The organism is Flavobacteriales bacterium, assembly GCA_013001705.1.
Classification (GTDB): Bacteria; Bacteroidota; Bacteroidia; order Flavobacteriales_D; family JABDKJ01; genus JABDLZ01.
In genome coordinates this window covers 25,733-39,047 of sequence record JABDLZ010000310.1, presented here as the reverse complement: position 1 = coordinate 39,047, position 13,315 = coordinate 25,733, and the positions used below count along the sequence as shown (strand labels likewise).

At 50.1% G+C, this 13,315-nt stretch carries 8 protein-coding genes; 3 read left to right on the top strand and 5 right to left on the bottom strand.

Features of this window, described 5'->3' with window-relative positions:
* Positions 1–3,825, top strand: a 3,825-nt coding sequence (locus HKN79_12615; protein NNC84409.1) for a hypothetical protein, incomplete at its 5' end; no start/stop codon positions are given.
* Positions 3,826–3,934: 109 nt separating this feature from the next.
* Positions 3,935–7,393 carry a PKD domain-containing protein gene (locus HKN79_12610; protein NNC84408.1) on the top strand — a complete coding sequence of 1,153 codons (3,459 nt, stop codon included), beginning with the start codon at positions 3,935–3,937 and terminating at the stop codon, positions 7,391–7,393.
* Here HKN79_12610 and ytxJ read toward each other — a convergent pair.
* The 3 genes from ytxJ to HKN79_12595 all read right to left on the bottom strand — a co-directional run bounded on the left by ytxJ (position 7,380) and on the right by HKN79_12595 (position 9,527).
* The gene (ytxJ, locus tag HKN79_12605; protein ID NNC84407.1) at positions 7,380–7,775 is read right to left on the bottom strand and encodes a bacillithiol system redox-active protein YtxJ; all 396 of its coding nucleotides are present in this window, start codon (positions 7,773–7,775) and stop codon (positions 7,380–7,382) included. The two genes, HKN79_12610 and ytxJ, sit on opposite strands and share 14 nt — an antisense overlap.
* Positions 7,775–8,974 (bottom strand): pyridoxal phosphate-dependent aminotransferase, encoded by a 1,200-nt coding sequence (locus tag HKN79_12600; protein ID NNC84406.1) that lies wholly within the window; start codon positions 8,972–8,974, stop codon positions 7,775–7,777. The genes ytxJ and HKN79_12600 overlap by 1 nt, the downstream gene beginning before the upstream one ends.
* Positions 8,975–9,080: 106 nt before the next feature.
* Complete coding sequence (locus HKN79_12595; protein NNC84405.1) at positions 9,081–9,527, bottom strand: DUF1573 domain-containing protein; 447 nt, start codon at positions 9,525–9,527, stop codon at positions 9,081–9,083.
* A gap of 163 nt (positions 9,528–9,690) precedes the next feature.
* Here HKN79_12595 and HKN79_12590 point away from each other — a divergent pair, with 163 nt between their 5' ends.
* Complete coding sequence (locus HKN79_12590) at positions 9,691–10,125, top strand: hypothetical protein (protein ID NNC84404.1); 435 nt, start codon at positions 9,691–9,693, stop codon at positions 10,123–10,125.
* Between the two features lie 16 nt (positions 10,126–10,141).
* Here HKN79_12590 and HKN79_12585 read toward each other — a convergent pair whose 3' ends face one another.
* The gene (locus tag HKN79_12585) at positions 10,142–10,804 is read right to left on the bottom strand and encodes an outer membrane lipoprotein carrier protein LolA (protein ID NNC84403.1); all 663 of its coding nucleotides are present in this window, start codon (positions 10,802–10,804) and stop codon (positions 10,142–10,144) included.
* Positions 10,801–13,302 carry a DNA translocase FtsK gene (locus tag HKN79_12580; protein NNC84402.1) on the bottom strand — a complete coding sequence of 834 codons (2,502 nt, stop codon included), beginning with the start codon at positions 13,300–13,302 and terminating at the stop codon, positions 10,801–10,803. Before HKN79_12580 ends, HKN79_12585 begins: the two co-directional genes overlap by 4 nt.
* Positions 13,303–13,315: the final 13 nt, after the last annotated feature.

The following is a 13,315-nucleotide window of genomic DNA, read 5'->3' as shown; positions in this document are numbered from 1 at the left end:
GGTACTCCTGATGCAGGCGGCACATGGACCGATCCCATGGGGGATGTCTGGCAAGAACCCTTCTCTCCGAGCAATGATATGACGGGGGTCTACACCTATTCCTTTCCAGCCATTGGGACTTGTGAGGCCTCCACTGCTGAAGTGGAAGTAGAATCGATTCCTGTGGCTGATGCAGGTGCGAATAGCTCCGTAGTACTATGCTCATGTCAAGAAACGGTCGATCTGCTCGATCTACTCGATGGTAGCCCTCAGCCTGATGGACAGTGGACCGATTCAGAGGGGAATGTCATTTCAAGCGACTTCGATCCAAGCGTAGGCGAGTCGGGCCAGTATATATATAGTATTCAAAATGCCAATTGTGCAGATGCGGCTACGCTCGATCTGGAAGTGATCTTCGTTGGGGAAGTAGGCCAAGGAGCTGCATATACCATCTGCCGTTCAGAAACAGTAGACCTCTTCGATCTATTGACCGGTGTATTCGATGCCGGTGGTGAGTGGGTCGACCCGTCCGGCAGCCTCATCCCGTCAGGAACAGTCGACTCACAAACAGCGCTCAGCGGAGCGTATTCTTATTCATTTCCGTGTTCGGCATGTGGAGAAGAAGCTATCCTCGATCTACAATTCATCGAGACTCCCACGGCCCAATTGACCGGTGATGTCGTGCAGTGCCTAAGCAGTCCATTCGAGCTTCTATTCAACAGCAGTTCTTCCGATTCGTTCGACATCACTATCATCGATGGGAATGGCAATAGCTATGATTTCTCCAATGTGAGCGATGGACAGCTCTTGACATTCGAGTCCGAAGTGAGTACAGTCTATACCCTTGATTCAGCCACCATCGAAGGATATATCGGGTGTGACCCTATTCTGACTTCAGATGCCAGCTATACGCTGAACCCACCTCCACAGGCCACGCTCTCAGGAGAGCAGAGCATCTGCCCCGGCCAATCAGTCAGTATCTATCCTCAGATGGAAGGTAACGGCCCCTTTCTTCTGGAAATCCTCAATGCATCTTCTGGTCTGACATTCTTGACCGACACCTTGGATGTGGGCGAGGAGTTCATCGTCTATCCGGGTGTGAATACAGATTATTCCATCGTACAGATATGGGATAGCTCGGATTCCACCTGTACGGGTGAAGGCCAAGGGATCTTCGAGGTAGATATCTCTGCAGCACCTATGGCCAGCCTGATAGGCGGAGATACTCTTTGTGGAGGAGAAGAGGGTACGGCACAGATCCTCATCGAAGGAGAATGGGACAGCTATGACATCACGATGGAGGCCAGTTTCGGAACGTATGGGATCAGCGATGTGACCTCAGGTGATCAGGTCTCTTTTCCCGTACCCAATAGCATGATCTATTGCTTGGCCGGAGTAAGCCCAGCAGGTTCGACAGGATGTGAGGCCCAGCTACAGGATACCTGTGCCTACTATGAGGTACTGCCTGATCTAATAACCTACGGACTGAGTATAGACTGTGATGTACAGACCCAGCAAGGCACCGTATCCTTCATCATTCAAGGGGGGAATGGAAGCTATAGCGTGGACGGTGCACCTATTTCCGGGAACGAATTCACCAGTGCAGAAATGGCCAATGGATCAGCCTTCTCCTTTGAAGTGACGGATGAGCAGGGCTGCGTGACCATACGCCAAGGAGTCCTCGAATGCGAATGCCTCTATGCTTCGGCCGGAGAATTCACCGATGCAGGAGATACCCTGGAGGCGTGTATCGGAGAAGACATTCTGGTGGACTATGATGACGAGTTCGAGACCTTGGACAATGACGATATCCGCTCCTTCATCATCCACGATGGCTCGGCCGATATCCTAGGTACAATCCTGATCTATGTGGATGATCTGACCGGAGGAATTGCCTATACCTCAGATCTAGAACCCGGACAGACCTATTGGTTGACGGCCATCGTGGCCAATGAGACTTCTGAAGGTCAGGCCGACCCCAATGATGTCTGCTTGACATCGACCACAGGTGTAGGTATCCTCTTCAGACCCACCCCTACAGCCAGCATGCAGGGTGATGCTGCTATCTGTGCAGGAGAAGAGGCTGAGTTCGAAGTGGAATTGAGCGGTACCGCTCCTTGGACGGTCGATGTCGAATTGGATGGGAGTCCATTCGCTCAATATGTCACAACTGAAAATCCCTTGATCATCACCACATCCACAGAGGGTACGTACACGTTGTCGCTTCTCGCAGATGCCCACTGTCCAGGCACCACCGAAGGTGAAGTACAGGTGAGTGTACAGGATCTGCCAGTAGCGAGTATTTCTGGTGGCGGAAGTTTTTGTGAAGGATCGGGCAATGGCCCTGTACTAGAAGTGCAAGGTCAAGCGCCTTGGGTAGTAGCATACACCATTGATGGTTCTCCCCAAGAGATCACTATAGGCAACAGCCCTGAAGTGATCCCTGTCTACGAAAGCGGTGAATACACCCTCACCGGAATCAGTGATGCCAATTGTACCGCATCTGCCAGTGGAACGGTCGATGTAGAGGTCATTCCAGCACCTCAAGCTGTTCTTATGAGTTCTGGTCCGGCTTGCCAAGGAGACACGGTAAGTGTAGATATCCAGTTAAGCGGTAGCGGGCCTTGGCAATTCAGCTATTCGCACGCTGATGTTCTTTCAGACACCCTCCTCACCACATCGGACACCACTCTGAGCTTCACCACCGAAGGCTTTCTCCAGATCGAATACCTGAGCGACCAAGCGTGCCAGGCCTACGCATTCGAATCCGACTCCATCATACTCCATCCCTTGCCTGAATTCGCTGCTGGTCTATCGGATGATTCGATCTGCTCTGGGGAGCCGCTCCTCCTCCAGATAGAGACTACCGTTGGAGATGTCCAGATTGTGGGACTGTCCATAAATGGTGATTCTGAGAACATCTACATCGATGATCAATGGACTCAAACCTATACACCTGATGAAATATTCTCAGTCACATTGGGGCCGAGTACAGATGAAGAGACCGGTTGTCAATCCATGGAGACGGTGACCTTACATGCCGAAGTCATAGCTTATCCGGTGAACGAACTGGCACCTGAAATACAACTCTGCAGTACCGATAGCTTATGGATTGGCATAGCTTCCGAATCGAATGTGAGCTATCTCTGGCAAGGGGAAGCCTATTTCCAAGACCCGAACGCGTCTATGACCACATTGAGTATTGAGAATACGGAAACAGAATCCATCTCAGTGCCTATCGATCTCACCGCTGACCGACATGGGTGTATGACTACGAGTACAATGATCGCCCATGTGGATCCCCTTCCCGACCCTCGTTTCAGCTTCAATCCCAATCCTGTGACTGCGATCAATCCCGTCATCAATCTTTTCAATCTTACGGAAGGTAGCAACAGCTATCTGTGGACCCTGGATGGAGATACCATCTCTCAAGTAAGTACTGTCTCGTGGTTGCTTGAAGAAGATCTACCTGATGAATATGAGATCTGTCTTCAGGCCACTTCCGATCTCGTAGGCTGTAGGAATACCCTCTGCAAGACCATAGAGGTAGTAGGTGATATGGCGGTCTATATACCCAATGCCTTCACACCCGATGGCGATGGACTGAACGACCTCTTCGGCCCGGAGATACGCAATGCGGATCTCAACTTCTATAGTTTCGACATTTTCGACAGAGCGGGTTCCAAGGTATTCTCATCCAACGCGGCCCGAGAGAAATGGAACGGAAAGGAATTCAATAGCGGCAAACGTTCGCGGAATGGAGTCTATAATTATATCATCATCACCCGGGATCGATTCAGAAGAGATGCCAAAGTGATACGTGGCTCAGTAATGTTGATACGATGAAATACCTGATTTGCAGTCCAATACTATGCGCTGAAAGGGTATTACAGAATGTCGAGTTAAGGTATCTTTACCTTTTGATCAGCACGGCCATACAGGAAAGATGAACAGCATGACAAAGCCTTTTTTACTGACCTTCTTACTCCTACTGACCCAGATAGTGATTCTAGGTCAGGAAGAGTATGCCATTGCAGATGGAGAAACTGTCACCACCTGCTTTGGGACATTTGTTGATGATGGCACGGAAGGGCCCTATTCAGGAGCGGAACACACCTTCACCATCTGCCCAGACGTACCTGGAGATGTAGTGCAGATCTATTTCATCGGTTTTGATCTACAGACCAGCCCCAATCCCAATAACAGCGATGTACTCAATATCTATCAAGGAGATGATACTTCAGCGCCATATGCAGGATCTTATTTTGGTGATGACCTGGCCGGCCTGACCATCACCGGGAGTACCTCTAACCTCACCGGATGCCTCACTTTCGAATTCATCTCTCCGACCAATAATACCGGAGGGAATGCCGGTTGGATCGGCAACATTTCATGTACGACTCCATGTGATGCACCTACCCAGAATTCAACTATCCAGACTCCCGCACCACCGGTCGCAGGATTGGACAGTGTTTCTATCTGTATTGGTGATGAAGTGACTTTTTCTGGCTCTGGCTCTTCAGCCGCCCCAGGATTCACCATCGGTCAATACATATGGAATTTCGATGATGGTTCCGAGTCCGATACCCTGAGCGGTATCACAGCTTCTCACACCTTCAATGAAGCGGGAGAATTCTTGGTCAGCCTGACGGTAGAAGACAACAATGGTTGTCAAAGTTTGAATGTCACACCCTTACAGATCATTGTCAGTACGCTTCCAGATGTTCAGATAGATTATCCGAATGAGACCTGTATCGGGGAGACCATCACCCTTGGAGCTACTGCTGAAGGAGTCACTTGGACAGCCTTACCTCCGCAGGTAGTTGCTGGAGAGACCTACTTGGCCGATGACCTTGGATTCGATTTCGAGTCTACGTTGACCTTTGACTTCTTCGAGCCGGATGCGACCTTGGAGAATTGTGACGATCTATTGCAGATCAACATCAATATGGTGCATTCCTATCTGGGAGATCTGGAGATGATCATAGAGTGTCCCGATGGGACTTCTGTAGTCCTACATGAATTCGGTTCTGGAGGTGGAGGAACCTATCTGGGAGAAGCCAATGATCCTGGTGTCGCACCTGGAGTGGGTTACGACTATGGATGGTCACCGCTGTCAACTATGGGTTTCTTCTATGAGAACTCCAACTGGACCAGTGTGAGCTATACCAATGCAGATGGTGATGCAGAGACTAATAATATCGTCAACCCGGGCATCTATCAATCCCAAGAGGACCTTTGTGATCTGGTCGGATGTCCATTGAATGGAACCTGGACCTTTATCGTGACCGACAATCTAGGTATCGATGATGGATACATCTTCGAATGGGGAATCGACCTCAATCCAGAACTCTTTCCTGGTGTGACCACCTTCACTCCGATCTGGGGTCAAGGAGCTGACAGCTCGGCTTGGGATGCAGGTCAGTTCATCACTTCCATCTCCGATGATGCCAACACCATCACCGTAGAACCCACTGAACCCGGGACGTACGACTATACCTATACGACATCCAATGACTTCGGTTGTTCCTACGATACCACCGTGACTATCACGGTACTGGATCCACTGCAGCCCAATGCCGGAGATGATGCGGAGATCAATTGCGAAGAACCCTATCAATTGAATGTCTTCCTAGACACCCAAGCTGCCGATGACTGCGTGTACGAATTGGTCCTGCTTGATACCTGGGGCAATGGCTGGTTCGGAGGAGAGGTGGAACTGATCGTGGATGGAACTTCCAGCTTCTACACACTGACCGATGCAGACGGTGTGAGTCTAAGTTTCGATATCCCAGTGAATCACGAGTCCACCATAGAGATCATCTATACACCAGGAGGTGTGGGAGCCACTCAGGATCCTTCCCAGAACGAATACATACTCTTCAATGCCAATGGCGATGTGGTCTTCTCCGATGGAGAGTTCGGCACAGAGCCGACCAGCGGATTAGCCTTCAATGGGCTGGCATTCTGCTATCCACCCGAACCCCCGCTAAGTTATAGTTGGACCCCGGTGGAGAACCTGAATAATCCGAGCGCACAGAATCCTACGGTCAACGGTCTGGTAGAGACTACCACATTCACCGTAGAGGTCTGGCAACCGAATCACCCTGATTGCCGATTTACCGATGAGGTGACCCTCTTCGTTTCAGGAGCTTTGGAAGCAGGTACCGACCTGGCCCTTTGTGCCATGCAATATCAGCTGGATGCAACGGATATCCCCAATGGAGAATGGACGGCCCCAGCAGGAACGGATGTCGTATTCCAGAATCCTACATCGCACAACACCATAGTCAGCGCCACCACACCGGGTGTCTATGAGCTCACATGGACCGACTTGGATGGCACCTCCTGCCCGACCTCCTCCACGATCGAGGTATCCTTCTTTGATGGCATCGATATAGATGCTACGGTCACCGAGCCTTTCTGCTTTGGAGAATGTACAGGTGAGATTCTGGTCACCGGTGCCAATGGGAATGTAAATCCCCCCTTGGCCGACTATACCTATGTCTTCTCAGCCGGTACGGAAGGGGCCACACCCAATGAGGCACTGGATCTATGCTATGGTACCTATACCGTCACGCTCAAAGACAATGATAGCTGTGCCACTTCCATCGAGGTATTTGTGGACCAACCCCCAGCACCCATCATCGATTCGGTGGCGACTACGCGGGAATCCTGTCTGGGAGCCTGTGATGGTGAATTGATCATCTACAGCCCTGTCGCTGAGAATTATAGTTTCGATGGTGGCGACACCTTCCAGTCGGATAGTGTGAACAATACCCTCTGTGGAGGTTTCTATGAAGTGGTGATCGCAGATCCCAACGGATGCGAGGGTAGTGCGGAAGCCTTGGTGGCCTCCCCCACTCCACCGGAAGCCCTTTTTGCCGCTGACCCGGTGCGCACAGGCATATTCGACCCACTGATCACCTTCACTAACTTCTCTGAGAACAATATCTTCAATGACTGGATGTTCGGGATAGAGAATAACGTGGGCACTTCGGAAGAAGAACATCCCTTCTTCCTGTTCCCCACGGTGCCTGACATCTACACGGTACAATTGGTCATCACTGATAGTATCGGTTGCACGGATTCTACTCGAGTGGATATCGAGATCATGGATGAATTCCAACTATTCGTTCCTACGGCCTTCTCACCCAATGACGATGGCATCAATGACATCTTCCGATTGGAGATACAGAATCTGGATCCGGTATTCTATACTTTCCAGGTCTTCGATAGATGGGGCACGGTGGTCTTCGAGACCAATGAGTATCCTACCCTATGGAATGGACAAGGACCCAGTGAAGAAGAGTACTATGTACCGGATGGCACCTATATCTGGAGGATACAGGCCAAACCTGCCACCGCTACCGATCGGATAGAGAAGATGGGTATGATCACTATTGTGCGTTGATCGCGATCTCGATTTTCGCCAGACTTTCTTGAGCAGAGATAGATTGATGGGATGCATCATAGATGGCCTTCCCTTCTTTAAGAATGATGATCTGGGGGCTTTGATGAAGCACGCCCGTGGATTCTGCAATAGCATTGGAAACATCCCTGTGGGCCAATAGGTCCAGATAATAGCAGGGATGATCACCTTGCCACTCTCTCTCGAATTCTCTAAGTACCATGCGACTGACACCACAGCGGGTGCTGTGCTTGAATATCAATTGCGGAGTATCATGTGACTTCTTTACTATTTGTTCCCACTGATCCAAGGAGCGAAGAGCGGTCCACATGGACTCGGGATCTGCATGATCCGAACTGTTCTTTTTGAAGAATGAGAATGCCATCACTGTTTGGTTCCTGGATAGACTTTCAAGGCCTCCCGTATGATCAATACCGACTCCAAAAGGTCTTCTTGCTTGAGTACATAGGCCAGTCTGACCTCATCTTTTCCGGCCCCTTCGGTCGCGTAGAATCCACTTCCTGGTGCCATCATGACAGTGCTCCCGTTCCATTGGAATTCTTCTAGGATCCACTGGCAGAAGCGGTCGCTGTCATCGATGGGTAAGCGTGCCATACAATAGAAGGCCCCTTTGGGCTTGGGACATAGTACGCCTGGAATGGATTTCAATCCATCCACCAGTACGTTGCGCCTCATGTTGTATTCCCGATTAACCTCATCGAAGTAACTCTGTGGGGTATCCAAGGCCATCTCTCCTGCGATCTGGCCCAGTGTAGGCGGACTGAGCCGGGCCTGTGCAAATTTCATGACCGTGTCGAGCACATCTTGATTCTTTGTGACCATGGCGCCCACCCGGGCACCGCACATGCTGTATCTCTTGGACACAGAATCCACTACGATCACATTCTGCTCGATCTCATTCAGTTTGAGACAGGAACGCGGAATGGCATCGTCATAGCAGAATTCGCGATAGACCTCATCGGCTATGAGATAGAGGTCGTGCTTTTTCACCAGGTCCTGCAAGGCCATCAATTCATCTGTGGTGTAGAGATAGCCGGTCGGATTGGCCGGATTGCACAGGATGATACCCTTGGTCTTATCGCCTACCTTCTCCTCGAATTCAGAGATGGGCGGTAGTGAATAATCGTCTTCGATGCGCGCGGTGATCGGAATCACTTTGACCCCTGCGGCCCGGGAGAATCCATTGTAATTGGCATAGAAGGGTTCTGGTATGATGACCTCATCGCCTGGATTGAAACAGGTCTGCAAGGCAAAGAGCAGAGCCTCAGACCCTCCGGTGGTCACGATCACATTGTCTACCGTGATGCGCGTACCCACCCGATTGTAGTAGTCTGCCAATTTCTCTCGGTAGCTCTGGAATCCCGCAGAGTGGCTGTATTCGATCACCTTGCGATCGATCTGGGTGAGTCCTTCCATCACCACTTCCGGTGTCTCTATGTCGGGCTGACCTATATTGAGATGATGTACATGGATACCTCGTGCTTTGGCACCCTCTGCATAGGGAACGAGCTTTCTGATGGGCGATGCGGGCATGGCCTGCCCTTTCTGTGAGATGGATGGCATACGCTATTCGAATTCGGACCGTGAATTTAATGTATCGCTACCAGCTAAGCAGTAAAAAACCCCTGCCACCGAAGTGACAGGGGTGTAAGATCTTGTTGAGTGAAGCTTACTTCACCACAGGAGCACCGGCAGGTGTCTCCTTGACAGGAGCAGAACCTTCTACAGGCGCCAGTACCTTACCTCTGATACGAAGGACCTTGGTAGGCTCGTTGGAGGCGTTGGACGTCACGGTGACACTCTTGTTGATAGGACCGACACGCTTGGTGTCGTATTTCACTTTCATGACCGTGCTTTCTCCTGGAAGAATCGGCTCTTTTGACCACTCAGGAACAGTACATCCACATGATCCTTTGGCATTGGAGATGATCAAAGGCTCATTTCCTTTGTTGGTGATGGTGAATTCGCAGTATGGATCACCGCCTTTCTCCAACTCACCGTAGTCGTGTACATCCTTATCTACTGAGATCACTGGGCCATTGGCCACTTCCGTCTGGGCTTGTGCAGTGAATCCTAGTAGGAGTACCGCAGCCAATAACATCAATGTATTCTTCATCGTATGGGTTTTTAATTGTTCGATTCTTTGTTTGAACTACACAAATCTACGGCCAAACTCTACCAAGGTTCCCGAATTAACAGCTCATTAACAATTTTTATCTGCTGATTATCAGCAATTTACAAAAAATGTGAGAATTTCTGGATTGCCTTTCTTTAGGGGCATGTACTACGTTCTCATTGTAATAGGTCTTATTGCGTGTGTCCTGTCTGTCAAAGACCGCATGTGGACATTGCTGGTCCTTTCGTTGGCTGCAGCGCTAGCTCCTCTGCTCTTCATTCTGGACCCCAGTGGTCTCTTTTACCATGCATTGGGACTGATGATCATGGTCTCGCTAGGACTGGGAGCACTCATGTGGCTCGATCGAGCTGGAGAATCCAAACGGAGTCGCTTGCTCATCCCTTTGACCTTGATACCATTTGTAACCATGCTCATCTTCAAATTGCTCAGTCTTCAGGGCATCCAAGTGGTACAGTATTCGCTCCTCATCACTGTGGGAGCATTCATCTATCTGACCATTGAGCGTAGACGATTCGATGGATACTGGTTCTTGCTGCTCTATTGCAGCGTATGGTCTTTGGTCATCTTCACCTTCTAGGTGGAGAGCTTCAGGTTCATCGATTATCTATGACTTCTACGCCTGGAAAGGCCGATCGGTCGAACTTGAATTCCGTGCTTTGGATATAGCCCGTATCGAAGGAAGTGATATTGTAGACCGTATCATTCCCTTCCTTACCTAGGATCATGGCACGTTTCATCTCCAGTGCTTCTGGATCGATGTAGATCTTGATGGTGTGGAATACCTTCTCTTGAGGCTCATTGGGAAAGAGCTTGACGATCTCACAATCTGTTCCATTCACGGTTTCTTCACCCGCATGCTGCGACTTGAAGCCGGTCTCCCAGATAGTGAATAGTTCTGCCGGCTCTATTCCTTCTTCATCGTAGATATCCTCGGCCAGATCGATCATTACCTCATTGCTCTTCTTGGAGTAGGTCCATACGTTCTCTCCATCACATATCACCATGATATCACCTAACTGGAGCTTATAATTATCCCCGGAGACTTTGATGCTCCCACTCTGATCCACTTCCATATCGGCCTGCTTGTCGATCATCTTGGAGCTGAAGGTGGCCGATACACTCTCAAACTGCTTCATCTTCTCGCTCAACTTACTAAGGATGGCTTCGGCCTTCTCATCTTGAGCATGGAGTGCATTGCCACTGAAAAGGGTCAGTGAAAGAATGGCTATCAGGAAAGGTATTGTCTTGAATTTCATAGATTCTCGAGGTTTTGATCCACTGAAGCCTCACTGTTCAAGAACTGTTCCAAAGTATATTCATCGGGGATGAGCACCTCTCTGGCCTTGGACCCTTTGAATGGACCTACGATACCTGCCGCTTCGAGCTGATCGATCAATCTGCCCGCCCGGTTATATCCGAGTTTCAACTTACGCTGGATGAGTGAGGTACTTCCCTGCTGATGACTCACGATGACCCGTGCGGCATCTTCGAAGAGTTCATCCCGGTCGCTTGCATCCAGGCCTCCTACTTCAGAGGCATTTTCATCGATATATTCCGGTAGGATGAAGGCTTCTGGATAGCCACGTTGATTGCCGATGAACTCGCAGATCTGTTCCACTTCAGGCGTGTCAACGAAGGCACATTGGAGTCTGATCACCTCAGAACCACTATTGAGGAGCATATCCCCACGTCCGATCAACTGATCGGCCCCACCAGCATCGAGAATGGTTCGTGAATCGATCTTAGAGGTAACTCGGAATGCGATACGTGCTGGGAAATTAGCTTTGATGGTACCGGTGATGATATTGACCGAAGGACGTTGGGTCGCTATGATCAAGTGTATTCCGATGGCTCGGGCGAGCTGGGCCAGTCGGGCGATGGGATTCTCCACTTCTTTGCCGGCCGTCATGATCAGATCGGCAAATTCGTCTACCACCAGCACGATATAAGGGAGGTAGCGGTGTCCATTCTCCGGGTTGAGCTTCCGCTTGATGAACTTGGCGTTGTACTCTTTGATATTACGCACTTGGGCGTCCTTGAGCAGGTCATAGCGTTGATCCATCTCCACGCAGAGGCTGTTGAGAGTAGTCACCACCTTGCTGGTATCCGTGATAATGGCCTCAGAGTCATCCCCAGGTAGCTTGGCCAGGTAGTGGCGCTCGATCTTATTGAACAAGGTCAGCTCCACCTTTTTAGGGTCCACCAGGACGAACTTGATCTGAGAAGGGTGTTTCTTGTAAAGCAGAGAAACGAGAATAGCATTCAAGCCTACGGATTTACCCTGTCCGGTAGCCCCGGCCATCAGTAGGTGAGGCATCTTGGCCAGATCGGTGACGAAGGTCTCGTTGCTGATGGTCTTCCCCAGTGCGATAGGTAGGGCCATTTCAGAATTCTGGAACTTGTCAGAAGCGATCACGGTGCGCATGGAGACCGTGTCGGGATTGGAATTAGGCACTTCGATCCCGATGGTCCCTTTACCAGGGATAGGAGCGATGATCCGTATGCCCAAAGCCGCCAGACTGAGTGCGATATCATCTTCCAGATTCTTGATCTTGGAGATACGCACTCCTGCCTCAGGCACGATCTCATAGAGGGTAACAGTCGGCCCTATGGTCGCTTTGATCTTGGAGATTCCGATCTTGTAATTCCCCAGCGTCTCGACTATCCGGTTCTTGTTCTCTTCGAGCTCCTCCTTGCTCACGCTGAGTTCATTTCCACCATAGTCGATCAATAGGTCGATGCCTGGTGCTTTGAAGGAGGATAGATCCAAGGTGGGGTCATACTCACCGAATTCCTTGGTCTTGGCGTTCAGTTCTTTCTCGGAAAGTACCTGCTCTTCTTTGGCCACTTCTACCTCTATCGAGAAATCATCCTCATTGGCATTGGAGTCCTTCTTTTCTGACTGAGGTACTTCTGGAGTGAGTTCTTGGCTGAGTGTGGGTTCTTCGTCATCATCATCAGAGAGGATATTGGCCAGAATCTCATCCTCTATTTCGATATCCTTTTCAGAGACCGGCATAGGAATGGATTCTGAAGGCCGATCGACTATGGTCTCCAGAGTATCATCACTTACACTCTCTACATCTGAGACCCCTGCCATCTGCAAGCGCCATTTGTCTTGGAGCCAGGCCATCGAACTATCCACCCAGGCAAAGCCCGGATTGAACACCACCAGGATGAACGAGAGAAGGCTGAATGCCAGAATCGCTACCGTTCCTACCCCACCGAAGATGCTTTCAGACCAAAGCGTGGCCTCGTAGCCTACCCGGCCACCCAGATGCACGGTAGAACTGAAGAAAACCCCGAAGAACAATGCGGACCAGATCAAGGTGAACGAAGCGATCCCTAGGGTCTGCCATAGGGGTAGGAAGTATTTCTTGGAAATGGCCTTCACACCGAAAAGGACCAATATGAAGGGAAAGATGAAGGAGGCTATACCGAAACCATTGTAGAAACTCGCATGGGAGATGATGGCTCCGAATTTCCCGAGCAGGTTCTTGACCTTGATGGTCTTATCCCCTAGCAGATCATTGACGCTTCCCATGAGGAAAGATTGATCTTCCTGCCAGGTGAAGAGATAGGAACAGTATGCGATGGTGACCAGCAGTGCGGTGAGACAAAGGAATAATCCGAATACACGTCTGGTACGTCTACTGCTCATCCACTGGGTCAAACGCGCAGTGCTCAGATCGAGCTTCTTCTTATTCTTCTTTTTCCCTTTTCGTGGTGTTCGCTTGGACTGGCCCTTCGACATAGTATCTGCTGTA